General features: G+C 57.8%; 24 protein-coding genes. 9 read left to right on the top strand and 15 right to left on the bottom strand.

Annotated features, from left to right (window positions below):
* The first annotated feature begins 97 nt into the window (after positions 1 to 97).
* Both QP891_RS04795 and QP891_RS04800 read left to right on the top strand, forming a co-directional pair.
* Positions 98 to 1,261, top strand: a complete 1,164-nt coding sequence (locus QP891_RS04795; RefSeq protein ID WP_284770101.1) for an NRAMP family divalent metal transporter — start codon at positions 98 to 100, stop codon at positions 1,259 to 1,261.
* The gene (locus QP891_RS04800) at positions 1,252 to 2,031 is read left to right on the top strand and encodes a putative hydro-lyase (protein WP_284770064.1); all 780 of its coding nucleotides are present in this window, start codon (positions 1,252 to 1,254) and stop codon (positions 2,029 to 2,031) included. The genes QP891_RS04795 and QP891_RS04800 overlap by 10 nt, the downstream gene beginning before the upstream one ends.
* A gap of 20 nt (positions 2,032 to 2,051) precedes the next feature.
* Here the strand turns inward: QP891_RS04800 and QP891_RS04805 are convergent, their stop codons facing one another.
* Entirely contained in the window at positions 2,052 to 2,669 is a 618-nt protein-coding gene (locus tag QP891_RS04805) for a GntR family transcriptional regulator (RefSeq protein WP_284770063.1), read from the bottom strand.
* Between the two features lie 116 nt (positions 2,670 to 2,785).
* Here QP891_RS04805 and QP891_RS04810 point away from each other — a divergent pair, with 116 nt between their 5' ends.
* Positions 2,786 to 3,397, top strand: a complete 612-nt coding sequence (locus tag QP891_RS04810) for an ATP-binding protein (protein ID WP_284770062.1) — start codon at positions 2,786 to 2,788, stop codon at positions 3,395 to 3,397.
* 241 nt (positions 3,398 to 3,638) lie between these two features.
* Positions 3,639 to 3,881, top strand: coding sequence for a DUF8462 domain-containing protein (locus tag QP891_RS04815; RefSeq protein ID WP_284770061.1), 243 nt, complete (start codon positions 3,639 to 3,641; stop codon positions 3,879 to 3,881).
* Between the two features lie 10 nt (positions 3,882 to 3,891).
* On the opposite strand, the gene QP891_RS04820 is transcribed toward QP891_RS04815, so the two are convergent.
* From QP891_RS04820 to QP891_RS04835, 4 genes are all read right to left on the bottom strand, one after another.
* The gene (locus QP891_RS04820) at positions 3,892 to 5,685 is read right to left on the bottom strand and encodes an ATP-binding protein (RefSeq protein WP_284770060.1); all 1,794 of its coding nucleotides are present in this window, start codon (positions 5,683 to 5,685) and stop codon (positions 3,892 to 3,894) included.
* On the bottom strand, positions 5,675 to 7,294 hold the full coding sequence (locus QP891_RS04825) for a 5-oxoprolinase subunit B/C family protein (protein ID WP_284770059.1): 1,620 nt from the start codon (positions 7,292 to 7,294) through the stop codon (positions 5,675 to 5,677). The genes QP891_RS04820 and QP891_RS04825 overlap by 11 nt, the downstream gene beginning before the upstream one ends.
* Entirely contained in the window at positions 7,294 to 8,055 is a 762-nt protein-coding gene (locus tag QP891_RS04830) for a LamB/YcsF family protein (protein ID WP_284770058.1), read from the bottom strand. Before QP891_RS04830 ends, QP891_RS04825 begins: the two co-directional genes overlap by 1 nt.
* Before the next feature lie 145 nt (positions 8,056 to 8,200).
* Complete coding sequence (locus tag QP891_RS04835) at positions 8,201 to 10,147, bottom strand: fructose-specific PTS transporter subunit EIIC (protein WP_284770057.1); 1,947 nt, start codon at positions 10,145 to 10,147, stop codon at positions 8,201 to 8,203.
* Positions 10,148 to 10,529: 382 nt separating this feature from the next.
* Here QP891_RS04835 and QP891_RS04840 point away from each other — a divergent pair, with 382 nt between their 5' ends.
* Positions 10,530 to 11,039 (top strand): 2'-5' RNA ligase family protein, encoded by a 510-nt coding sequence (locus QP891_RS04840; protein WP_284770056.1) that lies wholly within the window; start codon positions 10,530 to 10,532, stop codon positions 11,037 to 11,039.
* Here QP891_RS04840 and hepT read toward each other — a convergent pair.
* Genes hepT through QP891_RS04855 form a run of 3 tightly spaced genes read right to left on the bottom strand, consistent with a single transcriptional unit; the run spans position 11,025 to position 13,134 of the window.
* Positions 11,025 to 11,459, bottom strand: a complete 435-nt coding sequence (gene hepT, locus QP891_RS04845; RefSeq protein ID WP_284770055.1) for a type VII toxin-antitoxin system HepT family RNase toxin — start codon at positions 11,457 to 11,459, stop codon at positions 11,025 to 11,027. The two genes, QP891_RS04840 and hepT, sit on opposite strands and share 15 nt — an antisense overlap.
* Positions 11,456 to 11,875, bottom strand: a complete 420-nt coding sequence (locus tag QP891_RS04850; protein WP_284770054.1) for a hypothetical protein — start codon at positions 11,873 to 11,875, stop codon at positions 11,456 to 11,458. Before QP891_RS04850 ends, hepT begins: the two co-directional genes overlap by 4 nt.
* Positions 11,876 to 11,931: 56 nt before the next feature.
* Positions 11,932 to 13,134, bottom strand: coding sequence for an amidase (locus QP891_RS04855; protein WP_284770053.1), 1,203 nt, complete (start codon positions 13,132 to 13,134; stop codon positions 11,932 to 11,934).
* Between the two features lie 150 nt (positions 13,135 to 13,284).
* Between QP891_RS04855 and uriH the strand changes: the two genes are divergently transcribed.
* Complete coding sequence (gene uriH / locus QP891_RS04860) at positions 13,285 to 14,241, top strand: uridine-preferring nucleoside hydrolase UriH (RefSeq protein ID WP_284770052.1); 957 nt, start codon at positions 13,285 to 13,287, stop codon at positions 14,239 to 14,241.
* Here the strand turns inward: uriH and QP891_RS04865 are convergent.
* Positions 14,238 to 15,143 carry a hypothetical protein gene (locus QP891_RS04865; protein ID WP_284770051.1) on the bottom strand — a complete coding sequence of 302 codons (906 nt, stop codon included), beginning with the start codon at positions 15,141 to 15,143 and terminating at the stop codon, positions 14,238 to 14,240. The genes uriH and QP891_RS04865 overlap by 4 nt on opposite strands.
* Before the next feature lie 151 nt (positions 15,144 to 15,294).
* On the opposite strand from QP891_RS04865, the gene QP891_RS04870 reads away from it, so the two are divergent.
* Positions 15,295 to 15,804, top strand: coding sequence for a gluconokinase (locus QP891_RS04870; RefSeq protein ID WP_284770050.1), 510 nt, complete (start codon positions 15,295 to 15,297; stop codon positions 15,802 to 15,804).
* Here the strand turns inward: QP891_RS04870 and QP891_RS04875 are convergent.
* The 6 genes from QP891_RS04875 to QP891_RS04900 all read right to left on the bottom strand — a co-directional run bounded on the left by QP891_RS04875 (position 15,801) and on the right by QP891_RS04900 (position 22,432).
* Positions 15,801 to 17,195: a GntP family permease gene (locus QP891_RS04875; protein WP_284816975.1), complete on the bottom strand. Its 1,395-nt coding sequence runs from the start codon at positions 17,193 to 17,195 to the stop codon at positions 15,801 to 15,803. The genes QP891_RS04870 and QP891_RS04875 overlap by 4 nt on opposite strands.
* 168 nt (positions 17,196 to 17,363) lie before the next feature.
* Positions 17,364 to 17,981 (bottom strand): zinc metalloprotease, encoded by a 618-nt coding sequence (locus QP891_RS04880; RefSeq protein WP_284770048.1) that lies wholly within the window; start codon positions 17,979 to 17,981, stop codon positions 17,364 to 17,366.
* Positions 17,982 to 18,151: 170 nt separating this feature from the next.
* Positions 18,152 to 19,246 (bottom strand): ABC transporter ATP-binding protein, encoded by a 1,095-nt coding sequence (locus QP891_RS04885; RefSeq protein ID WP_284770047.1) that lies wholly within the window; start codon positions 19,244 to 19,246, stop codon positions 18,152 to 18,154.
* 37 nt (positions 19,247 to 19,283) lie between these two features.
* Positions 19,284 to 20,597 (bottom strand): ABC transporter substrate-binding protein, encoded by a 1,314-nt coding sequence (locus QP891_RS04890; RefSeq protein ID WP_284770046.1) that lies wholly within the window; start codon positions 20,595 to 20,597, stop codon positions 19,284 to 19,286.
* A gap of 75 nt (positions 20,598 to 20,672) precedes the next feature.
* Positions 20,673 to 21,518 (bottom strand): carbohydrate ABC transporter permease, encoded by an 846-nt coding sequence (locus QP891_RS04895; RefSeq protein ID WP_284770045.1) that lies wholly within the window; start codon positions 21,516 to 21,518, stop codon positions 20,673 to 20,675.
* Positions 21,519 to 21,547: 29 nt separating this feature from the next.
* Positions 21,548 to 22,432, bottom strand: coding sequence for a carbohydrate ABC transporter permease (locus QP891_RS04900; RefSeq protein ID WP_284770100.1), 885 nt, complete (start codon positions 22,430 to 22,432; stop codon positions 21,548 to 21,550).
* Positions 22,433 to 22,969: 537 nt separating this feature from the next.
* On the opposite strand from QP891_RS04900, the gene QP891_RS04905 reads away from it, so the two are divergent.
* Positions 22,970 to 24,241: a threonine/serine exporter family protein gene (locus QP891_RS04905; RefSeq protein ID WP_198010391.1), complete on the top strand. Its 1,272-nt coding sequence runs from the start codon at positions 22,970 to 22,972 to the stop codon at positions 24,239 to 24,241.
* Between the two features lie 480 nt (positions 24,242 to 24,721).
* Positions 24,722 to 26,044, top strand: coding sequence for an MFS transporter (locus tag QP891_RS04910; protein WP_284796186.1), 1,323 nt, complete (start codon positions 24,722 to 24,724; stop codon positions 26,042 to 26,044).
* Positions 26,045 to 26,161: the final 117 nt, after the last annotated feature.

Genomic DNA, 26,161 nt, shown 5'->3' on the forward strand with positions numbered 1-26,161 from the left:
AAAGGTGAAACTAGTGAGTGCTGAAAAACAAGTTTCCGCCTCGGCACAGGCGGATGCGCAGGCGGATGCGAAAACCCCGCCCAAGGGCATTGGCGCCATGGCGGGCGCCATGTTCCTCATGGCTACCTCGGCCATTGGCCCGGGCTTTTTGACCCAGACTTCGGTCTTTACCGTCCAGATGGGCGCTTCTTTTGCCTTCGCTATCGCGCTGTCCATCTTGGTGGACATTGCCATCCAGCTTAATGTGTGGCGCGTGCTCTGCGTGACGGGAATGCGCGCCAATACCTTGGGCAATACCGTCCTGCCCGGATTGGGCTGGGTGCTCGCAGGCTTCGTCTTTTTCGGCGGGGCGATTTTTAATATCGGGAATATCGCCGGCGCAGGCTTGGGCCTGAACGCGATGCTGGGCATCGATGCCCGTATCGGTGGCGTCATTGCGGCGGCGATTGCGGTGTTCATCTTCCTCTCCCGCCGCGCTGGAATGGCGCTGGACCGCCTTGTGGCCGCCTTGGGCGCGGTAATGATCCTGCTTATGTTGTATGTGGCCATCGTCAGCCAGCCGCCGGTAGGGGAGGCGCTTAAGAATACCGTCGCGCCGGGTGAAATCGATTTCTTTGTCATCACCACCATCATCGGCGGCACCGTCGGCGGCTATATCACTTTTGCCGGCGCGCACCGGTTGATCGATGCGGGCTTATCTGGCGTTGAAAACGTCAAGAACATTACGCGGACTTCCGTCAGCGGCATCATCGTCACCGGTATTATGCGCATGCTGCTCTTCTTGGCGGTATTGGGCGTGGTAGCTACCGGCGTCACGCTAAAAGAAAATAATACTGCCGCCGATGCCTTCTACCACGCGGCCGGTGAATTCGGCCTCCGCGCATTCGGCATGGTGCTCTTTGCCGCAGGCCTCTCTTCCGTCATCGGTGCCGCTTATACCTCGGTATCCTTCGTGACCACCCAGGAAACTTCGTCCCGGACCCGCAATATCTTCACCGTCATCTTCATTACGGTCTGCACGATCATTTTTGTAATAATCAACTCCGCGCCGCAAAAGCTCTTGATCTTCGCCGGTGCGATTAACGGGCTCATCCTTCCCATCGGCTTCGCGCTGGTGATGTGGGTGGCCTGGCGCCGCAAGGACCTGCTGCAAGGTTATAAGTACCCAAAGTGGCTGCTTATCCTTGGCAGCCTGGTCTGGTTGCTCACCATCTTCATCGGGCTTCGAGCAGTTTCAGGAATCACAGCAATATGGGCATAATGCATACGCCAGAAGAGGTACGCGAGTTTGCGCGAACCCACGAGATGACCACCACCGCCGGGCACGCGCGAGGCTACATGCAGGCCAACCTGCTCTCGCTGCCCAGCGCATACGCCTTCGACTTCCTCCTTTTTGCCCAGCGCAACCCCAAGCCGTGCCCCATCGTCGGCGTGCTTGAGGCAGGTCAGTACACCTCGGATTTGCTGCCTGGCGGCGATATCCGCACCGATATCCCGGCCTATCGCATCTTTGAGCATGGTGAGCACACGGCCACGCTTGCCGATGCCACCTCCCATTACACCCCTGACATGGTCAGCTTCCTTATCGGCTGCTCGTTTACCTTTGAAACAGCGCTGGTAGATGCGGGCATAGAGATCGCGCATATCAAACAGCAGCGCAATGTGCCGATGTACCGGACGAATATTCCTACTACTCCTGCGGGCGTATTTTCCGGACCGATGGTGGTATCGATGCGCCCGATTCCGGCATCGCAGGTCTCCGATGCGGTGCGCATTACCTCCCGCTATCCATCCGTGCATGGCGCGCCGGTGCACGTGGGGGATCCAGCGGCTATCGGCATTGCGGATTTAGCGCACCCAGACTTTGGTGATGCGGTGGATATTCCAGAAGGCTGCTTGCCCGTCTTTTGGGCGTGTGGGGTCACCCCGCAAGCCATCGTGATGGAATCAAAGCCGGAGCTGGCCATTTCCCATGCGCCGGGCAAGATGCTGGTGACCAATGCCCGCGATGCGGAGTACCTCATCCCTTAGGCATTGTCCCCGCTACTTTCTTAGTCTGTGAAGGACAAGATGGTATCGCAGGTTTCTAAGAGGCTATCGCGCAAGCGCGTGGTGGCCTCTTCGCGTTTTCCCTCCGCGATGAGCGTGGCCACATCAACGTTGCCTTGAATGTGCTCGGCGTGCAGCTGCGGGTAGCGGGGAATGACCAATAAGAAGGTAAGCCGCATGCGCGCGAGCAGGTTGCTCATCTGCTCATCCAAGGTGGGAGAATCAAGTCCTGCTACCAGTGCTTGGTGGAAGCGCTGGTTAATGGAGGAGACTTCCTGGTGTTTATCGCGCCTTGCGCATTCGAAGGCGGAGGATGCGAGGGAGATGAGCGAGGGGGCATCGGCAAACGCGCCCCACCGCGCGGCAGCCGGCTCGATGGCGGCGCGGGCGGCGAATAAATCGCGGATATAGGCGGCGTCCGGGGTGGCGATGAAAACGCCGCGGTGGGGGATGCGTTCAACCAGGCGTTCGGCGGTAAGCGTGGTGAAGGCCTCGCGGAGGGTATTGCGGGAGCAACCGAATTGCTCGGCTACCTTTACCTCGCTGAGTTGCTCGCCGGGCTGAAAATTGCCGGCCGATATCTCTTGGCGCAAGGCGGTGGCGACGGACTGGGAAAGCATGCCCCTCACCTTACTGAATGGGTGAGGCGTCAACGGCCATTCCGTATGACTTAAAGATCTAAAAGTTCTAAAGAGGCGGCGAAGTTCTAAAAGATCTAAATGGAAGGTCTGGCATAGTGATTCCGGATAAGAATCCTTTTCGCCCCAGTTTTGGCGCGTCGCCGGTGCAGCTGGCTGGGCGCGAATTTGAAATCAGCTCGTTTAACTATGGGCTCGTGGGTGGTGTGGGCAGCATGCAGCGCGCCTTGCTGGTCAGCGGTACTCGCGGGGTGGGCAAAACCGTGCTGCTCAATGAGTTCGAAGAATCCGCGCGCCGCCTAGGGTGTGTTGTTATCCGCGCCTATGCGGATGCCCAGATGGTAGCGCAGCTGCGCGATTCCACGATTCCGGAAGCCATCGAGGAGCTGGACTATACGGAGAAGACGGGCCGCAAGATCACGGGATTCTCTGTGGCGGGCGTGGGATCTGTGACGACACAATTGCCCCACAACCAGGCCCAGCCCAGCTTGGTCTCGCGGCTGCGTAGCCTCTTGAAGGCCGCGCGTGCGCATGATGCTGGCGTCTTGTTGACTGTCGATGAGGTGCAAGCGGCTTCCGTGGATGAGCTTGCGCAGCTTGCCACCGCCATCCAGGATCTCATTCGGGGCGAGTACGATATCGCCTTCGCCGCCGCGGGATTGACCTTCGGGGTAGCAGAACTATTGGACCACGAGGGCACCACCTCTTAGCGCCGCGCTCAAAGGCTGGATTTGGGGCTGCTTGATGATGCCACCGTAGCTGAGACCCTGCATAGCACCGCCACCGCGGCTGGGCGCGGTTTCAGCGAGCGCGCTTTGGAAGAGGCGACCGCATTGGTGCAGGGGTATCCGTACCTAATGCAGTTGGTCGGCGCTTTGGCGTGGACCCATGCGGTACTCGATGGCGCGCGAGATTCCAGCGCATATGGGCAACTAGGTGCACAAGATTGCGTTGAAGAATGTTCCTGACGCCCAGCGCGCTTTTCTCAACGCCATGGCGGAGCTGGAAGCCGAACACGGACCTGATATTCCCACCGGTGCCATCGCGGCGCACCTGGGCAAGACTCCCAATGCCATTTCCATGGCCCGCAAGCTGCTTTTAGAACGCGATCTCATCGCCAGTCACCGCTATGGAACCGTGCGCTTTCTCTTGCCCTACCTGGGTGAGTATCTGCGCGGCCAAGCACCCAGGTAGGCAGCACGCGCTAGTCGATGGTCGCAATCACCGTCGCGGAATCCAGGCGGTCGCCCTCCTTAGCGAGGATCTTGATGGTGCCGCCGCGCGGGGCCTTGATGGCAGATTCCATCTTCATGGCCTCGACCGTGGCGATGGAATCGCCCTCGGAGACGCTATCGCCATCGGATACATTCCAGGCCACGAGGTTGGCCTCGAAGGGGGAGGTGACCGCGTTATCGTCGGTGGACTGCGCCCCGGCCGTCGAGGGAGCGGTGGCACCAGAACCGTCCGCGCCGCCCGCACCAGCGCCGGCACCGGCACCGGCGCCTGCGAGGAAGTCCATGGGCACGCCGATATTGACGAGCTTGCCATCGATTTCCACCGCGACCGTCCGGCGCTTGGTATAGATAGCCTCGACCTTGTCTACCTGGTTGGCGGCAGAAGGCCGGTAGTTGTGGTCGAGCCAGTCAGTAAAGACGCCGATTTCGCTGGCGCCGGCATCGGCCTCAGCGGAAGACGCAGTGCCAATAAGTGCTGGCTCGTCCATCATGTCGCGGTGGAAGGGCAGCACGGTGCGCACGCCGGAGACGTCAAACTCGCGCAGCGCCTGGCGCGAGCGGGCGAGGGCTACCTCGCGCGTGGGGCCCCACACGATGAGCTTGGCAATGAGCGAGTCATAGTACGGCGGGATAATGGATCCCGAGCGGACAGCCGAATCGACGCGGATGCCGGGGCCAGTGGGCGGCTCGAAGGAGACGATGGTGCCGGGGCAGGGGGCAAAACCGTTGAGGATGTCTTCGGCATTGATGCGGAACTCAAAGGCGTGGCCGGTGGAATCCGGATCCTCAGAGATAGACAGGGGCTCGCCTGCGGCGATGCGGAATTGCTCGGCGATGATATCGGTGCCGGTCACGACCTCGGTTACGGGGTGTTCGACTTGGACGCGGGTATTGACCTCCAAAAAGGAGATGGTGCCGTCCTCGGAAACGATGTATTCCACGGTGCCGGCGCCGGTATAGCCCACGTGGGAACAGATGGAGCGCGCGCCTTCGATGATGCCGGTGCGCTGGGCATCGGAAAGCGCGGGCGCCGGGGCCTCCTCGATGAGCTTTTGGAAGCGGCGCTGGGTGGAGCAATCGCGGGTGCCCAGCACGCGGACGTTGCCATGGGTATCCGCCAAGACCTGCGCCTCCACGTGGCGCGGGTGGGTCAGGAACTTCTCCACGTAGCACTCGGCGCGGCCGAAGGCCTCCATGGCCTCGCGCCCGGCGGAGTTAAACGCGCCCTCGATCTCATCCATGGAGTCCACGACCTTAAGGCCGCGCCCGCCGCCGCCATAAGCGGCCTTGATGGCAATGGGTAGGCCATGTTCCTCGGCAAAGGCGCGGGCCTCCTGCCAATCATCGATGGGATCTGAGGTGCCCGGAGCCAGGGGCGCGCCGACCTCCTCGGCCACGCGGCGGGCGGCAATCTTATCGCCCAACAGCTCGATGGATTCCGGCGATGGGCCGATCCACACCATGCCGGCATCGGTGACGGTGCGGGCGAAGTCGGCGTTTTCGGAGAGGAAACCGTAGCCCGGGTGGATGGCATCGGCGCCAGCGCGCACGGCGATATCCAGCAGCGCCGGGATATTCATGTAAGTATCGGCGGCGGTATTGCCGGGCAGCGCATAGGCTTCATCGGCAACCTGGGTGTGCAGGGCACCGGCATCGGCCTCGGAATAAATGGCGACGGACTTAATGCCTAAGTCGCGGGCCACGCGGGCGATGCGCACGGCGATTTCGCCGCGGTTAGCAATGAGGACGGTCTTAATCTGCATTTTCTTCTCCAGTATTTAAAGCTTGAGGTGTCACGAGGCGGAAGGTCACGCGCGCGCCGGGCGGGAGCTGCGCGGCGATGTCGATATCTTCTTCCAAGACGGTGGCGATGACGGGATAGCCGCCGGTGACGGCATGGTCGCGCAGGAAGACCACCGGCTTGCCATTCGGCGGGATCTGAATGGAACCGGCCACCATTCCCTCGGAGGGCAACTCGCCGTCTTTCACGCGTTGCACGGTGATGTCTCCGTCTGCGGAGGCTTCAGAAGCCTCCGCGCCGTCTTTCGCCCCGGAAAGCCTGAGGCCAACGCGGTTGGAATCAGAGGAAACGACCCATTCGGTATCCAGGAAGGTAGAGATATTATCGCCAAACCAGTCATCGCGCGGACCCAGCACGCAGCGCAGCGTCGCGCGCGTTTTGCCAGCGGAATCAGCGGATACGCGCAGAGGATTGACCAATTGCGCATCCGTCATGCCGGTCGAGCGCGGCAGCACGCCGATGACATCGCCCGTGGTGACGGGATCGGGGCCGAGGCCAGAAAGCACGTCGGTGGCAGAGGACCCCAGTTCGGATTCGGCAATGATGCCGCCGCGAATGGCAACGTAGTTGCGCATGCCTACCGTTGCGGCACCGACCGTCACGGTCTGGCCAGCGGTAACGAGCACCGGGCGGGCGAGGTGCACGGGCATCTCACCCAGGCGGACGCGGGCGGTGGCGCCGGTAACGCAGATGACGGTATCGGTCAGCGCGCGCAGCTTAATGCCGCCGATATTTTCTAGCACCGTCGCACCCCGCGGATTGCCCACGGCGACATTCGCGGTTGCCGCGGCGGCGTGATCGGCGGCACCGGAGGGCGTTACGCCAAGGTCGCCTACGCCGGGGCGGCCAAGGTCTTGAAAAAGCGTGAGCAGGCCGGCATCGAGGACCTCCATGCGGGGCAGGCGGGCCGGCGAGCGCTTGGATTCAGCGCTGCGATCCACCAAGTCCGGCAGCTCGTCCACGGCGCGGTAGCGCACGCGGTCACCGGGCTGCACCAATGCGGGTGGGTTAGCGTGCGAATCCCACATCGGGGTATTGGTGGTGCCGAGCAACTGCCAGCCACCTGGTGAAACGCGCGGGTAGACCGCGGAGAACTCGCCCGCGATGCCTACGGCGCCAGCCGGAACGGCCGTGCGCGGATCGGAGCGGCGGGACACGGCCTTGGCCTGGGCAGGATCGGAGGGCGCGCAGTAGGTAAAGCCGGGAGCAAAGCCGCCAAAGGCGGCAGTCCACTCGGTAGAGGTATGCCAGTCAATCAAGGCCTCGCGCGACATGCCGAGGAGCTCGGCGGCGGCGTCGACATCCTCGCCATCGTAAAGCACATCGATGTCTACCGTGCGCGCCTCTTTTGCGGTAGCGGCGGCAGGGGAGAAGTCCGTCAGGAATTCTGCGGCCGCGCGCGCGGAATTCGGCGCCTCAAAGGTAATGAGCAATGTGGTGGCAGCGGCAATGCAATCCACCTGGTTCTTGAGTGGTTTAGCAGATAGCGCCGCATGCCACGCCATGACCTGCTCGAGCCCGTCCAAATCAATGAGCAGGGCGCGGGTGCCAACGAAGTGAATATGCGGCATTAGATAAAGCTCCGAATGTCGATTCCTTCCGCGCTGAGGCGCTCGACCACACCGCGCAGCAATTTCACGGATCCCGGTGAATCACCGTGGGTGCACACGGATTGGGCATCAACATCGAGCGTGGTGCCGTCGATGGCGGTAATGGATCCGGTTTGGGCGACTTCTAGCACGCGCTTGACGACATCCCCTTCATCCCCCAATACCGCATTGTCCTGCTTGCGTGAGACCAGCGTGCCATCGGGGTTGTAGTTGCGATCCGCAAACGCCTCGCGGATGACGGTGAGGCCTTGCGATTCCGCAATATCGACCGCGCGGCCGCCCGGCAGCAGCATCACGGGTAGATCCCCGAAGGCCTTAATGCCCGCAATGACGCCCTTGGCCTGTGCCTCGTCCTTGACGATGGTGTTGTACATCGCCCCATGCGGCTTCACGTAGGACACCCGTGTGCCATTGGCGCGCGCCAGCACGTCAAGCGCACCAATTTGGTAGGTGACCTCGTCCGCGAGCTCTGCTGCGTTGTAGTCGATGAAACGGCGGCCGAAGCCGGCTGGATCGTTATAGCCCACGTGTGCACCGACCGTCACTCCCGCACGCGCCGCGGCCTCAAGGGTCTGGGCAATGGAGTGCGGGTCACCGGCGTGGAAGCCGGTGGCGACATTGGCGGAGGAGACCATCTCCAGCATCGCAGCATCATCAGCTACCGGGTTGCCAGCGGTGGTTTCACCCAAGTCCGCGTTGAGATCAATGTGGAGCGAAGCCATTCAACACCGTCCTTAATTGTTGAACAATAAGTGTGAATCTTAGTGTAACCCGTGCCACTGCCATTTGTGAAGGCGGTTACGTTTTCGGGGGCGTGGTATCGGTGGAACAGCTCCTTGCTGGGCAGGCTGAGGCCAAGGTAGAAGACTAAGACTCCACGGCGGCTTGTGGCTCGACTTGGAGAACAGAGGCGATAACCTCTTCTGCTTCTTCACGAGAGCTGGCCGCGTGCAGTTGGGCGCGGAAATCTTCCTTCATGATGGCGCGGGCGAGGGTGGACAGCAGCTTCAAGTGCTGTTTCCCAGCGTCATCGGGAACGGCGATGAGGAACGCTAAGGTCGTGGGTCCTTCTCCGGTGCCCCAGGTGATGCCACCTTCGGGAAGCCGGGCGAAGGCCAGCGTCGGTGTGGTAACCCCAGCGGAACGAGCGTGCGGGATGGCCACGCCGTGGCCCACGCCGGTGGAGTGTTGGGACTCGCGGGCAAGGGCGGCATCGGCAACCGCAGCGGCGTCGCTAATGCGGCCATCGGCGGCGGCGAGGGAAACGAGCGACTTGATGACGGCCTCGGAGTCATTACCGAGTGGTTCATCGAGGCTGATGGTAGAGGTACCGAGAAGCGGGAGCACTGTGGGCTCCTCCGTGTTCTCCTCTGTTTCCGGGGAGCGTTGGGTCAGGCGAATGAGCAGGAGCATGAGCGCGGCACACACGGCAACGCCGCAGAGCATGGACAGGAAGAACCAGGCCACCTGATCCACCGCGCCGAGAACGGCGACGATGGGGCCGCCGTGCATGACATGATCTTGGACGCCAAACGCGCCGGCCATGGCACCGGCGACGGCACCGCCCACCACGTTGGCTGGGATGACCTGCAGGGGGCGCGCCGCGGCCAGGGGAATGGCGCCTTCGGTGATGCCGAAAAATCCCATAAATAGCGCGGCGATACCGGAGTCCTTTTCCGCCTTATTGAACCAACCCCGGCGCAAGAGGGTGGCCACGCCCACGGCGAGCGGCGGGACCGCAATCGCGGCGGCGGCCATACCCATCGGGGCGGCATTTCCCGCAGCGATCATGCCGCCGCCAAACAGGAAGGCAGTCTTATTGAACGGCCCACCCATATCGAAAGCGATCATCGCGCCGATGATAAGCCCCAGCACAATCGCAGACGAGCCCTGCAGCCCGCCGAGGTATTCGGTCATGGCCTCAAAGGCGGTGGCAATCGGGGCGCCGATGAAATAGATGAAGGCCAAGCCCACTATCAGCGTGGTGAAAATCGGGATGACGATAATCGGCCAAATCGGCGCGATGAATTTGTGCACCGGAATCTTCTTGATCGCGAGTGCCACGTAGCCGGAGAGAATACCGGTGACGATACCGCCCAAGAATCCGGCACCGGCCTCGGACCCATACAGCGAACCGGTCGTGGCGATGAGCCCGGTGATAAGGCCTGGCGCTAAGCCCGGCCTATCCGCGATGCCAACGGCAATGTAGCCAGACAAGACCGGCACCATCAGCGAAAATGCCAGGCCACCGAGCTCATTGAGGGTATTCCAGAAGCTATCTTCAGGAATGGACAGCCCTTCCGGCGTGGGCGTGCCACCCAAGGACAGCGCCACGGCGATGAGCAATCCGCCGGTGACCACGAAAGGAATCATGTGGGAAACGCCGTTCATCAGCGCCTTGTACATGGTCTGCCCAATACCGCGCAGCCCCGCATCTTCCGCGGCGTCCTCCGCCTCGCTTGCCGATGCCCCCTTATCCTCCCCCTTCCATGGTGCCGCCTCCAAGGACTTGGTCAACAGCTGCTCGGGGTGTTTGATGGCCTCGTCCACGCCGGTGGCCACCAAGCGCTTGCCGTGGAATCGGTCCTTTGCGATGACGGTATCGGCACCGATAACAATGGCATCGGCTTGCTCAATGTCTTGCCTGCTGAAGCTGCCCTCCACGCCGATCGAACCGTGCGTTTCAATCTTGATGCGGTAGCCCAGCTTTTCGGCGGCAGCCTCTAAGTTCTCGGCGGCCATATAGGTATGGGCGATACCCGTTGGGCACGCCGTGATGGCGAGAATGAAAGGCGAAGAATCTGATGTGCTCATATTCTTATTAAAGGCACCCGGTTAAATGAGCACAAGGAAATTGGAAGGTTCTTTGCGCAGGGGCCGGCGTGCAAGGGCCCTATGCGCAACCTCCTCTATGGAGGGTCCGATGTATGGGGGCTAATGTGCAGGGGCCTATGCACAACCTCCTGTGTGCAGTGTCCGATGTGCAACCTCCTCTGCGTCAATTGAAGGCGCGATGCGATTTTTGAAGGGCGAGTTTGCTCAAACTGTGCAAAGGACCTATAGCATCGCGGAGATCGCACAAGCGCTGACCGGCGGTACCCTAGAAACAGAACTAGAACTAGAAACAGAACCGAAACCGCCCGCACTTGGGGAGCACGAATGAATCGTGCCCACTTGAAACGAAGAAAGCCGCATCGTGAGTACAGCATCGCCGGATAATATCCTGCTCTACTTGCCAGAAAAGCAGGAAGAGCAGATCCAGGAGATCTTTGCCGGTCTGGCCGAGCGCGGATTCCCCGTGCAGAACCAGCGCCCGCATATTACGGTGACCTTCGCGCCGGAGATGGACCCCGACGTTGTAGAGCTTGCCGCGGAGCTTTTACCGGCGGTTATTCCGGCGACGTTTCGGCGCGTGGGAAATGTCATCTTCGGCACCAAGCGGAAACGAACCGTGGCGTGGTTATTAGAAACTAGCGATGAACTCGAAATGGCAGCGCGGAAGATTAGCGCCGCCAATCCCGAGGGCCGCGGTCCGCGCTGGACCCCGCACTTGACGATGGGCCTGCGCTTACCGCGCGAGGATGTGGGTGGCTATTTAACCGCGATGGATGAACTGACGTCCTCGCACTTCAAGGAACTTAACGCAGTAGAAGCTGCGTATTGGCGCCCGCGCACGCAAGAAAAGACCGTGCTAGCGGGAGGCTAGCCAGCGCGAAATCGATTTAACGTATTGCGTATATACATCTAATACCCGCGGAATTGAATTGGAGACGATTCCCAAATCAACTTCAACGTATTGGTGAGTAATGACATTGCGCAAAGCCGCACTCTTATAGAAATCCTGCTCCAAGTCAGCGGGTAAAACGCCCGCGCGGATGAGATCTTCGAAACCGCGACGGCTACTAGAGTCCGCAACGTTTAAGGTCGTTGCCGCAATGTGTTGGTTAATATCCGTGGCAAGATCGATTACTTGCTGCAGCATGAAAAACACGGCATACATTTGTGAAAGGTCAGAGCGCAGTTCTTTCGCATCTGAATCCCGGTATTTTTCAAGCTCGCCAAGTATGCGCCGGAGGGAGACAAGCCTTTTGCGGATAGTGTCTGATTGGAAATCCCGTGGACTCATGACATTAAGCTCCTGAGCTCGAACTCGCGACGGTACGCCGTATTGATGTACTCCCGTGCCGCCATCATTTGCAGCGTTCCATACTTGGAATTGGACGGATCGACCAAGAGCTCGCACTTTTGCAGAGCTTCATGTTGCGCCACCGTGTCTGCGGTATCCAGGCACATGAGATCGATGCCGTCGCCATAGCGGGCGTAAAACGCCGTGGCAACGTCGAGCACGTTGGGACGCTCAGCTTTTGCGCGCGAGAAATCGACCGAATAGGCAAGGTCAACATCATTAGCATTGGTGGCATCTACGTGCGCGCTGCCAAAAAGAACCAGCAGGTCAATGCCGGTATCCAAGCAGAATGGCTCCAAGGAGCCGTCATCGGCCTCAGCGCGCAACCGCGCGGCAAGCTGTGCTGTAGTGCTCATAACGATCACCTTACCAACGACGTCAGCAGGCAGAGACGCGCAGAATTGCGGTGTGCTTAAAGCAGTGCCTGAATTTCGCGGGCGACGCGCAAGACGGTGAGATCCTGGCGCGGCTTGCTGATGACCTGCACCGCATCACCCACTCCCGTGGTGTCCCTCGTGCGCAGTGGGATAGTGATCGCCGGCCAACCCAACACATTGAAAGGCTCGGTCCAGCGGCGCAGGCTGGCGGCGGAGTCGGCGGTATTTTCTGCAGTGATGTCGTCCCATTTGATGGGGCCGGCGTCGAGGGTGGGGGTGAGGATGATGGGGGAGGCATCGAAAAGCGCCAGTGCTTTCGTACGCAGTTCTTCTACCTGCTGTGCTGCAGCGTCGTAGTTTGCCCGAGAAATATCCTGCCCGCCGAGGACGCGCTCCAAGATGACATCCTGGTACTTATCCCGCTGGTCAAGGTAGGGCTGGTGGACGTCATAAGCCTCCTTGAGGCGCATCGGAGCGTAGAGCTTCGCGGTGGTAGCGAGGGTGGATTCGAGCTGGGAGTAATCGAGGCGCTCCACGGCTGCGAACGTGGAATCCTGCAGCGCAGACAGCAGACCAGCGAAGCGCTCACCTTTGGTTTGCAACGCAGAGACATCGATGGTGGATACATTCTCGGCCGGAGTCGGTGCCTCATCCACCGTGGCTAGCAGGGCCTGCTCGATGAGCTCGACGGAGCTGGCGAAGAAACCGATGCAATCGAAGCTCGGCGCGAAGGGGAAGACGCCATCGAGCGGGATCGTACCGGTGGTGGGCTTAAATCCCAGCACGCCCTGGCTGGCGGCCGGGACGCGCACGGAACCGGCGCTATCGGAACCCACCGTGAGATCGAGCGCCCCAGACGCAACCAGCGCCGCCGACCCAGAACTAGAACCGCCGCCGCAGACCTGCGGATCGCGCGGATTGATGACGCGGCCATACGCGGAGGCATCGCCCAAGATGCCATAGGAAAATTCCTGGAGGTTGGCCTTGGCCACGGGAATCGCGCCGGCATCCATTAGCCGCTGTGCCACCGTGGCATTCTTGGTCGGAGCCGGTCCCATATCCACGTTGGTGCCACAGGTCGTTGGCACCCCGGCGATATCCACGATGTCTTTAAAAGCAACAGGCAATCCGCGCAGCGTAAGCGCAGTATCTACGGCATCCTCATCAAAAGGAATGGTGGAAATCACCGCGTTAAAATCTTGCTGTGCCTGGGTCAGGCGGTCAGAAATTGAAGGCATGGCGGGGCGAATTCCTTTCCACGACGGTTTATACCGTTTACGGGGTGAGTTGCTGCTTTCCAGGGTACAGCTGGTGAGCACAGAGGAATTGAAGCTGCGCCGCACGATGAGACCGTGGCAGTCTTCACCGACCAAAAGTAGGCTCGAGACATGACGCAAAAAATTATTCTGGACTGCGATCCCGGCCACGATGATGCGGTGGCTTTGCTCCTGGCCATGGGGAACCCGGACATTGATTTGCTGGGCATTACCACCGTCGGCGGCAATCAGACCTTGGACAAAGTCGCCCGCAATGCGCTGGTGGTCAAGGAGATCGCCGGCCACCCAGAGATTCCGGTCTACGCCGGCTGCGTTCGCCCGCTCGTGCGCCCCGTGGAAGTCGCCGAGGCCATCCACGGCTCCACCGGCATGGATGTTAATGGCGTCGAGCTTCCGGACCCAAGCACCGCGCTTGCCGATGCCCACGCCATCGACTTCATCATCGACACCATCATGGCCCATGAACCCGGCACCATTACCTTGGTTCCAACGGGTCCGTTGACCAATATCGCTATGGCCGCGCGCAAAGAACCGCGCATCGTCGAGCGTGTCAAAGAGGTTGTGCTTATGGGCGGCGGCTACCACGAAGGCAATTGGTCCCCAGTCGCCGAATTCAATATCAAGATCGATCCTGAGGCAGCACATATCGTCTTCGAAGAGCCGTGGCCAGTCACGATGGTGGGGCTAGATCTGACCCACCAGGCACTGGCCACCGCCGAGGTCGAAGCCGAAATTAAGGCGTTGAATACGCCCGTCTCAGACTTTGTTGTCGGTCTCTTCGGTTTCTTCCGCGAGGCGTATCAGCAAAACCAGGGCTTTACGGATCCTCCGGTTCACGATCCGTGCACCATCGCTTACCTCATCGATCCGAGCATCGTGCAAACCCGCAAGGCGCCCGTGCACGTCGAGCTCGCCGGCGCGCTTACCACTGGCATGACCGTGACTGACCTGCGGGAACCCGCTGATGACAGCTGCCATACCCAGGTCGCTACCAAGCTGGATCATCCGGGATTCTGGCATTTGGTCACTGACGCCCTCAAAAATCTCGCCTTTAAAGATAGATATTAGGGAAATCGTGTCAACCGGACGCCAGCTCGACAGATACACACCTGAATTGGAGGTCCCCAACAGTGAATTGAAAAAAAGTCTTTGGATTCTGGGAAGTATGTGTAATGGACATCGGATTTAAATCCGGTCATGACTTCTGAAACCACAGTGAGGTTTCTGCTGTCTGCTATAATGTGCTCAAGTTCAGGAATTTTTCCCCTTAATTCGGCCCAGTCACTCGAAAAACGATCGTCGTAAAGAGTTTTTACTGAATCGACCACGATTAAGGCGTTTTCATTGTGTTTCCATACAAATGCTGAATTGCATTCGTCATCGCTGAGGAAGGAGTGGTCGGGTTCTCTTCCCTGAACTTTTACTGTCGAAATAGGCCACTTTGGTTCAGGCTTTTTGAACTTTTTAGTGGCTAGATTTTCAAGAGCGATCAAAAATCTGTCGTTTTGGACTGTCCTTGGGAGGTAAGAGTGTCTTTCTTGCTCGATTAATTCGGCTTGCGCTATCTTTGAGGCAAGAACCTTTTCGGAGTATGGTCCATTTTCGTACCCAAAAATATCCCAGTAAACGGGAATATTTAGATCGGGCCGTGCCGACATCACCCCAGTTAAGCGGTGTCGCCCGTTGGTGACTTGCCATGGAGAATTATTTTCAGGATCTCCCCCAAAGCAAGTACTTGCTTTGGGAGGATCTGTGAGCCAGCTTTTTAAAATCCTGGCTGTTGTAGGGGATACATTGGAAATGTTGAGGTCGTGAAAGAGGAATGGCCTTAGATTATTTGCTATTTCATACCAATCAGGCTGACTTGGATAACGATGCTCCTTGGTCGGATCCTCAACCTTTGCCCCGAAACTGTCGAGTCTTTGTTTTGAGAATTCAAACCAGTGTTCATTAATTGTGTGCCGACCCATATGATTAAGATATCATATAGGAATAAGTGTTCTAGGAAATTTTAGCTAATACCGTCGGAATGTTCTGTTCTTAGCTTGCCTTCTCGCTATTCTGAGCGGTAGTAGAGGAGTGGATAAACTCGAGAGGAAGAATCCAACCCGAGGAGTCACCATGGACCAGAACAAATTCCGTCATGTCGTCGTCATGGGAGTATCTGGCTCCGGCAAGACAACGGTGGGGCAGGCCCTGTCGCCGTTGGTGGGGCTAGAGTACCGCGACGGCGATGATATGCACCCGCAGACAAATATCGACAAGATGGCTGCGGGAACGCCGCTGAATGATGAGGACCGGGAGCCGTGGCTAAAACAGATTGGTCAGTGGCTGGCGGATAGGCCAGAAGGTGCGATGGTGGGGTGCAGCGCGTTGAAGCGAAAGTATCGAGATCTGATTAGAAAGTACTGCCCAGGCGTGGCGTTTGTGCACGTACATGGTGACTTTGATGTGTTGTATGAGCGGATGCAACACCGGCCGGGACACTTCATGCCAGCGTCGTTGTTGCAGTCGCAGTTCGACACCTTGGAGCCGCTGGAAGAGGACGAAACTGGCCGCGTCTTCGATGTGACGCGGCCAGCGGAAGATATTGCAGAAGAGGCTGCTGCTTGGATAAAGACCGGCGCTTAAAAGACTGCAGCCGCGCCGTAGAGGACTAGGACGAGTGCGAAGCCGATGACGGAGATGAGCATCTGATTAACGGTCCATGTCTTCAGCGTTGTCATCGTGTCCATGCCCATCAGGCGGCCGACGAGCCAGAATCCGGAATCGTTGACGTGAGAGCCAAAGACAGAACCGGCTGCGGTGGCCACAACGATGAGTGCGAGTTGGAGCTCGGTGAAACCGCCAGCTTCCACGGCGGGGACCATCAGGGCAGCAGCAGTGGTGAGCGCGACGGTGGCTGAACCTTGTGCCAGGCGGAGGGCTACGGCGATGAGATAGCAGGCCAGGATGACGGGGATGCCGAGGCCGGAGAGGGAATCGGCAAGCGCATCGCCGATGCCGGAGGTACGAAGCACGCCACCGAACATGCCGCCCGCGCCGGTGATGAGCACGACAGAACAGATAGGGCCAAGCGAGGAGTCAACGAGTTTTTCCAGCGCCGACTTTTCCACGCTGCGGCGCAGGCCCAGCACTACCAATGCGATAAGCACCGTAATCAGCAGTGCGATTGGGGTTTGGCCGAGCATGATGAAGGACCTGACCCACGTTGCATCGGCATCAATAGTGCCATAGGAAGCTAGGGCATTGAGCCCGGTATTGAAGAAGATAAGCACCATCGGGATGAGCAGGATGGAAATCACTGTGGTGGCGGAGGCAGGTTTTAAGGGTTGTTCTTCCTTTTCAAGGACAGGCCCGGCGATGGCGTCAGTGACCTTGAATGGGAACTTCTTTCCGGCAAAAAGTCCAAAGCGGTAGCCGGAGATATACCAGGTAGGCAGGGCCAACAGCAGGCCGACGAGCAGCACCAGGCCGAGATCGGCGCCGTAGAATTCACTGGCGGCGACAGGACCGGGGTGCGGTGGCAGGTAGACGTGCATGACAGAAAATGCGCCGGCGGCTGGCAGGCCAAAAGCAAGGACTGGGCCATTCAAGCGGCGGGCGACGGCAAAGATAACTGGCAGCATCACGATAAGACCAGCGTCGAAGAAGATAGGAAAGCCCATAATCAGCGAGGCAATGCCGAGTGCAAGGGGTGCTTTATTTTCGCCAAAGCGGCGAACCATGGCATCGGCAAGCGACTGAGCACCGCCGGAAGCTTCCACGAGCCGGCCGATCATGGCGCCGAGTCCCACCAGAAGCGCCACCGAGCCCAGGGTGGAGCTGAAACTCTCCGTCATCGTAGGGACAATGCCTTCGAGCGGTATGCCAGCCGTAAGTGCTGTCAGCGCGGAGACCACCAGCAGAGTGAGAAAAGCGTGGAGCTTGAAATATATAACCAGCACCAAAATCACAGCGATTGCAGCGACCGCAATCCCTAGCGGCGGACCAGTGGACAATGTGGGTTCCCACGTCTCCATAGAGAAGGCTCCTTTTCTTGTGCAAACCTTTGAATACGGGCAACGTTAGCAGTAGCTCTGCTAGCCGATGCCCACATTTCCCCAACGTGGCTTATCCACCGCCCCGAAACTGGGCATATAAAAATCCCCTGGTTCCAGTGAAGGACCAGGGGAGAAGCCGAGGCGTGCTTAGTCGAACTGACCTTGGATGATGGCGGCCGCATCGAGCGGGGTTACGTGATAGGAGATCGGGTTCTGGTTGGAACCTGCCATAAGTGCGCCGGCGCAGGAATGTCCCGCGCCCATCATGTGGCCTAGCTCGTGAGCAATGGTGCCTTGGAGCGCCTCAGGGTAGGTGGCGTTGGGCATCTTGATGGACACCAACTTGTGATCTGGGTAAGCCGAGCCTTGGACGTAGCCGCGGGGATCCGGATTGTAGATGATGGAAATGGTGTCATCATCAGCTTCGGAAGGCTTTACTTCCTTAAGGGAGGCTTTTCCCTCGAGAGCCTCGTTCCACTCGGCAACGGCGGCGTCCAGCTGCTTGCGGTATGGGAAGTTATCCGCCACTTTGTACTTTAGTACGCCATCGCTGAAATAAGGTTTCACAGAGTCCTCATCGTGGAGGATAGAAGGATCTGGAACCGGCTTGCCCTCGTTAGCCAGCTTGGTGATGGCCTTGCAGGTTCCAGGATCGATGATGGAACGTACTGGGTCGCTCTTTGCGTTCGCGGCCGGCGCGGCGATAGTGCCGAGAATGGCGGTGGTGGCAAGGGCGGTGACAGATATCTTCTTCAGAGAGCGCATCGGCAGTTAGTTACCTTTCGATTGGCTTTATCGTTCGTGGAGTGCAGTTGGCCTTAGCAATATCCGCGGGAAACAGAATTGCGTGGATGCCTCAGGCAAGCGAGTAACAATCAATTTTTGCTACACCGGGCAAAATAAAAATTTACATTGTTAGCTTCGCTTTGTCGACTCTAATTTAGACGCTCACCAGTAGTAGAGCTAAATAGGTGGATACGGTCAGGATCTGGGGAAATGCGGAAAGTGTCACCAATCGTGTAATCACGGCGAGCACTTACCAACATCCCAGTTTGTCCGCCCATGCGGGTCGTCGACTGGAGATTTTCGCCCGAGTCTGCCAAGTCGCCATAGAGGTAGGTTTGATTGCCTAGCTCTTCAACGTGCTTAACGGTAAATTCCGCGCCTTCCTCTGTGTGCACCCAATCTTCAGGGCGAACGCCAACGGTAACGGATTGCGCACCATCGAAGTCGTAATTGGCCAAGTTGATGCGAGTAGATCCAAGTGAAAGCTGACTAGAGGTGTGCGCGAGGTTGTAGATATTCATGGCAGGGGAGCCGATGAAGCCGGCAACGAAGACGTTCTGGGGGCGGTCGTAGATTTCACGAGTGGTATCTACTTGTTGTAGGACACCTGCATTAAGCACCGCGACGCGGTCACCCATGGTCATTGCTTCGGTCTGGTCGTGGGTTACGTATACCGTGGTCGTGCCAAGACGACGTTGCAAAGTTGAAATCTGCGCGCGGGTGGATACGCGCAGTTTTGCATCTAGGTTGGATAATGGCTCGTCCATGCAGAATACAGCTGGTTCGCGCACGATGGCGCGGCCCATCGCTACGCGCTGGCGCTGGCCACCTGAAAGATTTGCGGGCTTTCGGTCAAGCAGATCCTCCATCTGCAAGATTTTCGCGGCTTCTTGCACCCGCGTCTTAATCTGGTCCTTGGGTACTTTCCGGTTCTCCAAAGCGAAGGACATATTCTGCGCGACCGACATATTCGGGTACAGGGCGTAGTTCTGAAAGACCATGGCTACGTCTCGATCTGATGGGCTGACTCCAGTGACGTCTTTTCCTCCGATCCGAATGGAACCTCGGTCGGTCGGCTCAAGGCCCGCGAGCATTCGTAGGCTGGTGGATTTTCCGCAGCCAGAAGGCCCGACGAGGACCAAAAACTCGCCATCGGAAATATCTAGATTAAGACGGTCAACTGCGGGGCGCTCCGCGTCTTTGGAGTAGATGCGGCTTGCTCCATCAAATGTGACAGTAGCCATGGTGTTACCTTTCAGATACTAAGGAAAATTGGCAAGATTAGCCGTTAATGACGGGCTTTACCTGGTTGTCATAAATGGACTGCAGAGTCTTTTCCAGATCCGTGAGCACCTTGGTGACATCGTCGCGGTTGGTGACGATCTTCTCGAAGGCACCACCAATCTCCTGATCTGCACCAGGGAGGAATACACGAGCGTTGTCCTGTGGGCGTGTTTCTGGAAGCTGCTTGATAGCAGTCTCGAAATTAGGGTTCTCTTCCATGAATTTCTTCTGATCTTCGTTGTCGGCAGCAGAAGAGCGGACTGGCATATAACCCACATTTTGGGACCAGTATGAGGTGTTTTCCTCGTTCGTGATGAAATCAATCAGCTTAATGGCTGCCAACTGGCGGTTTTTGCTAATACCGGAAGGAATGGCGAGGCCGGCACCTCCGGTGGGGCAAGCGCCGTCTCCCTTTGGATTGGGAAGGAATGCGGTTCCTAACTCGAAGTCAGCGGTATCAGTGATACCTGCAAGATCGCCTGTGGATAGGACAGTGGCTGCAGCGCGTCCGGTACCGAATTCCATGGCCATGTCATTGCCCATGTAGGAATAGCCATTCTTGCTATCGGTAACATCCTTGAGCCATTCCACAGCCTCGATGGTTTTGTCATCAGTGAACTTCAAATCCCATTCATCGGAGTAGGCGCCGCCCTTAGACCACAAGGGGCCTTGGAAAATCCATCCCAAGTAGCCGACGGCATCGCCCCAGCCAAAGGGCTTCATTTTAGAATCAGCGCTGGCGAGCTTTTTAGACCACGCATCCATTTCGTCCCAAGACTCTGGTCCGCGGTCCGGCAAGCCAGCCTTCTTCCACGCGTCCTTGTTGTAGTAGAACAGGGGAGTCGACCGGGCAAAGGGAAGCGCGAAGTGGCCGCCGTCGTAGTTGTAGTCCTCATAGAGCGGTTGGACATAGCTTGAAAGGTCAATATCGGCTTCTTTGGCTAGATCATCAACATTGGCAATCTGCCCATTGATGGCGAAGTTATACCACCACACATCAGACAGAACCACGATGTCTGGAAGATCAGATCCTGTGAGTGCAGCATTAAACTTTTGTGCTGCTTCCTCGTAGTTCTTTCCTGCGTCAACAAGGTTGACCTTGATACCAGGGTTTTCCTTCTCGAAGCGAGAGATGATTTCTTTTTCGATGTCCTTTGAGGAAGCTGGGTGGTTGGACCACCACGTCAATTCCGTGACCTCGCCACCATCGCTACTGCCTTGGGAACTAGTAGATGAGGTGCCAGCACAAGCGGCAAGAAATGTAGCGGTAGAAGCAGTGGAAGCTAGCGCGAGAAACTTACGGCGAAGCATGGGTATCTCCTTATATAGAAGTCAGATTGAGAAGGATAGGGTGATAACGGCGAGCGTGATAGGGATAGAAGCCTTCTAACCTTTGACGGCGCCAGTGGTGAGACCTTGAATCATGTATTTCTGCAGGCCAAGGAAGATGACGACCATTGGAAGAATGGTGAGAACGGTTGCTGCCATTACTGGTCCCCAGTTAGTAACGCCATCATTGTTTTGCAGCATGGTTAGACCCACCTGCAAGGGAGCAACCCGTTCCGTATCCGCCATCAGGAATGGCCACAAGTAGGTATTCCATTCGTTTACTAGTGTGATCACGGAAAATGCTGTCAGTGTTGGCCAAGAGACGGGAAGCAGCACCTTGGTGAGCAAGCGAATGGGGCCGGCACCGTCCATGCGAGCAGCTTCCACAAGCTCATAAGGCAAGGAAAGGAAGTGATTGCGCATGAGGAAGGTGCCGAATGCAACACCAGCCAGTGGGACGATGATGCCGACAAAGGTATTACGCCATCCCAAGGAATTGACCAAGGCGTAGTTGGAAATCACCGTGATTTCTGCAGGGACCATCAGGGAAGAAATCACCACGATGAAGACTAGATTGCGTCCTGGAAAGCGAAGGATAGATAAGGCGTAGGCGGAGATGACACCAAGCACAATCTTTATAGCGGATAGGACCGCGGTAATGAAGACGGAGTTGCGCAGGTAAGTCCAGAAGGGAACGCGCGTTGTGGCGTCTGCGTAGTTTTTGGTTTCCCACGTCGGCGGTAGCCAGTTAACTGGGTCGGTGTAAATATCACCTCTGGCCTTGAAAGAGGTCATTAAGATCCAGAACAACGGCAGTCCCACGAGCAGGAGGACGAGGATAATTCCTACGTAGCCACCGATGAGCTTGGCACGCCTTGATACAAGGGAAGAGTCTGTGATCATGTGAAGATTTGAATCAGCCATAGGGTGGGTTAACCGCGCTTATCCATGATGCGGACCTGAATCAACGTAACGACGAGCAGGATGAGGAATAGGATTGTCGCAGCAGTGGCGCCGTAACCAGCACGGAAGTTGACAAAGGTTTCGTTATAAATCTGAAAAACCAGCGTCTGGGTGCCGTTTCCTTGAGGGCCGCCTCGGGTCATGACGTTGATGATGTCGAAGACCTGCACAGAGTTGAGCAGTACCGTAATGGAAAGGAAGAAGGCGGTATTGCGCAGTTGTGGCATTGTCACGCACCAGAATTTGCGCCAACGCCCAGTTCCATCAATGGCGGCAGCTTCGTCTAATTCTTTATCTAAGCCTTGTAGAGCAGCCAAGTAGATGACAAACGTGTATCCCAAGTTCTTCCACACGAATGTGAATGTCACCATGAACAACGCCCAGCTAGGCACGGCGTAAAAGTTTGGAGAACTAATGCCAAACCACCCAAGGATTTCTTGAATCAATCCGAAGTTGGGGTCGAATACGAATTGGAAGGCGATACCAATCGCCGCACCGGAGATGGCATAAGGCGCAAAGACCACCGAGCGTGCAAAGTTGCGGCCTCTGATTTTTTGATTGAGAAGAAGCGCAAGCGCGAGCCCAATCACCATGGAGCCGATGACCGCGAAAAAGGTGAAAATGACGGTATTTAAGACGATCGTCTTTGTATCGTCACGCGTGAACCACTCCACGTAATTATCAAAACCAACAAAAGTGGAGCTTGTACTAGAAATATTCCAGTTAAAAAAGGAAAGCCGAATATTATCCAGCAGCGGCCGGTAGGTAAAAATGGCCAGCAAGATGAGATTGGGCGCCAAAAGTACGGCAGCCAGCAACCATTCCTTATGCCGGCTCTTTGTAGCCTTTCGCACGAGCTCCGATGAATTATCGTTGCTCGGGCCGGTGGCCGTGGCAGTCGCGATGCCGTTCTTAGTGTCGGCGTGGTCATCCCTGAGAGTCACCCAGTCAACGTAAACCGCGTAGATTACGGGGTGTTTCACATAGTGGAAACTCTTGATGAATTGCAAACGTCGAGCCCGTAAAGACTAGGGGACTGTTGCGTACTCGATGGAAAAACAACTCCAGCGCCCGGGCCTCAGTAAAGGGCCGCAGGGCGCTGGAGCTGGTTCTCTCTATCTCTCTTGCGTTCTCTCAAACGCTAAGGAAAGTATGGCGCTAGACCCTGTTATAGGCATTGAAAAAAGCTGAAATTTTCCTGAAAGTTAGTGGAGGCTAAGAAGGCCACGGGGTAGGTACGCGGTGCGCTAGTCTGGAGGGTAGAAGAATTAGCCAAAATGTGGGTGGAAGCTGGGGCAATGGCCGCCGAGAAATGGCCTGGATCGCAGCTTTCCCGCGAGGTAGAGGTGGAAGATTTGTCGTCGCAGTATGATCCGAATTTTCACCGGCAGATGGGCGTGGAAGCTGACGTCGTCTTGCGCGTCGGAATGATGCTGATGGGGGCTGGCACATCGGGGTACCGCGTGCTGCGCGGCATGAAGCGCAGCGCCCGAGCGCTGGGGTTTGATCACTTGGATGCCAACGTGGGGCTGACCCAGATTACCTGTACCTTTCACCGGGGCGATTCCTTTCGCACCGTGATTGCGCGCACGCATTCGCCGGCCGTCGATGCCTCCCGCATTGAGGCATTGGAGGATCTCACCCATAACCACCTGTATTCCGGAATTACCGCGGAAGAGCTTTCAGGGATGCTCGATTCCATTGAAAGTGACGTGAAAAAGCGCTGGAGCGTGTGGGTCCTATCCACAGCGGCCGCGGTCGCGTGCGCAGCGTTTGCATTCCTGAACTTCTTTCCGGTACAGGCGGTAGGGCTCGTGGCGCTGGCCGCATTCGTGGGGCAGTTCGTGCGATATGAGGTGCTCCACCAGCACGTGCACCAAATTGGCGGGATCATCGCCGGTGGCGCGGCAGCTAGCATCACGTTCTTTATCCTCATCGAGCTCCTAGGATTTGCCGGGGTGGTAGAGCCGAGCTCGCTTTCCTCGGGCTATGTAGCGGCGGTGCTCTTTTTGATTCCGGGGTTCCCGCTGTTCTCGGCCCTGATTGATATTGCGCGCTTTGACTTTGATGCGGGCATCGCCAGGCTAGGGTATGCGTTTACGGTCATCTTTACCGCTACGTTTACCGTCTCCATGGTCAGTTGGCTGACAGATCTCAGCCCAGATCCGCCGGTTCCCGCACCGGATACGCGGTGGTATCTACTGGCTTCTGTCGCCAGTTTCTTCGGCATCGCGGGCTTTGCCTTCCTTTTTAATTCCTCGCGCCGCATGGTCCTAGTGGCCGCAAGCGTGGGGACAGTGGCCAACGCGGTGCGCCTGGGTCTGCTCGAGCTGGGTACGACCATCTACTTTGCGGCTTTTATTGGCGGGCTGATCATCGGACTCTTGGGTGCGGTGGCCTCGCAAAAGGCGCGGTTGCCGCGCATTACCACCACCGTGCCTGCCGCCGTCATCATGATCCCCGGGGTGACGATGTTCCGCGCGGTCTATTACCTCAATGATGGCCAGATGGATCAGGCGGTGGCGAATGTGGCCACCGGCTTGATGGTGGTAGGCGCCATCGGCGCAGGGATGGTATTTGCCCGTCTGCTTACGGACCGCGACTGGGCGTTGGGGCGGCTCATTGACTTCGATAAGGAAATCCCACGAAAGAAGCCCGCCTAGCGCGGGTGGCCCGGCTTTGCGGCAGCCACCCGCAATGGCAGCCAGAGACGGCGGCCAGAGGCACTAGGCAATGCGGCTGCCAAAAATACGGATAGGAAAACGCCAGCGGCACCCGGTTCCTTTCGGTTCCGAGTGCCGCTGACGTCTCTCTCTACAAGGGTGTTTCCATGTATCGGTGTTCACCGCCCTCTGGAAACTGAGGGGTTCTCTCTATCTCTCTCGTATGCGCTCTCTCAAACGCATGATTTAAGTATGGGGCATGTGACTGGAACAGCCATGGAATCTGCCTGAAAGGTTGCTGCTAAGTGCTGTGAGTTAGGTGGGGAAGGGAGGCATCGGCAAGCGAAGCTTATAGGCGAGGCTATAAAAGCAGATAAAGGTGATCTAAACCATAGTTATTTCTGTAGGCTCGTCGTTATGGGTGCAGATGATGCTGCGCCATTTTTGCGAAAGAAGCTCAACAGAAACGAGGTGAGGAGCATGGCTCCTCTGATAGCCCCACCGCCAGCGAGTGATGAATCTGCCCCAACGGATGTGGACGTTCCTGGTACTTCACACGAACAGCGCGTTTCCGCCATCAAGGCCGCATTCATCGGCACGTTTATTGAGTGGTTCGATTATGCGGCCTATATCTATATGTCCGCGATTATCTCGCGCGTCTTCTTCCCGGAAATGGAAGGCCGCCGCGCGCTGATTTTGACCTTCGCGCTCTTCGCGCTGTCATTCTTGGTGCGCCCCATCGGTGGAATCGTGTGGGGACATATTGGTGATAAGCACGGCCGCATCCACACGTTGACCTATTCCATCGTGTTGATGTCACTGGCGACCGCCTGCATCGGTCTATTGCCTGGGTATGCCACCATTGGCTTTGCCGCCACGCTATTGCTCCTGCTGTGCCGCATGGTGCAAGGCTTTTCCGCCGCCGGTGAATACGCCGGCGCCGCCACGCACCTGGCTGAGATTGCCCCACCTGGGAAACGCGGGATTTATGCTGCGGTGGTGCCCTCGGCCACCGCATCCGGGCTGCTCTTGGGCTCGCTCATCGCGGCATTTCTTACTGGCGTGCTTGATGATGATGCCCTGCATTCCTGGGGCTGGCGCGTGCCCTTCCTGGTGGCGCTGCCGCTGGGCTTGTACGGGCTATGGATTCGCCGCCACACGGAGGAATCCACCCGCTTTGAAAAGCACGCGGAAACCGAGCTTTCGCCCCTGCGTCAGGTGCTGAAATACCCCAAGGCCCTGGCCATTGCCTTTGCCGGCGCGGTGCTCAACGCGATTGGTTTCTACGTCATCTTGACCTACCTGCCCACCTATCTTTCAGAGGAGCTGGGCATGGCGGAAACCCCGGCGTTTATCGCGTCCTCGGTGGCCTCCGCGTTCTACGTGGGCTTCGCGCTATTGACAGGCCTGCTGTCCGATCGCCTTGGCCGGCGCACCACCATGCTGTGCGCCGCGCTCTTTATGGGCCTTGCCATCATTCCGGCATTCATGCTTCTCGATGGCGCAGGCATCCTGCTTGTCATCATCATTCAGGTGTGCCTGGGTGGGGTGCTGGCGCTTAACGATGGCGTCTTGCCCTCCTTCCTTTCCGAGCAGTTCCCCACGCACGTGCGCCTGTCTGGTTTCGCGTTGACGTTTAATACGGCCAATGCCATCTTCGGTGGCACCGCACCGATGATCGCGACGTGGCTGATTGATACCACCGGAAATAAACTCGCCCCAGCCTTTTACCTTGTGACGGCTGCAATCGTGACGGGTACCGCCGTGCTCTTCGCGCCGCGCAAAAACGACCTGGTGGCATAGCCCTTAACCCCCGCCCCCAGAACCAGTAAAACGCCAGCGGCACCCGGTTCCTTTCGGTTCCGAGTGCCGCTGACGTCTCTCTCTACAAGGGTGTTTCCATGTATCGGTTTGCACCGC

This window comes from Corynebacterium sp. MSK310 (assembly GCF_030227355.1).
Classification (GTDB): Bacteria; Actinomycetota; Actinomycetes; order Mycobacteriales; family Mycobacteriaceae; genus Corynebacterium; species Corynebacterium rhinophilum.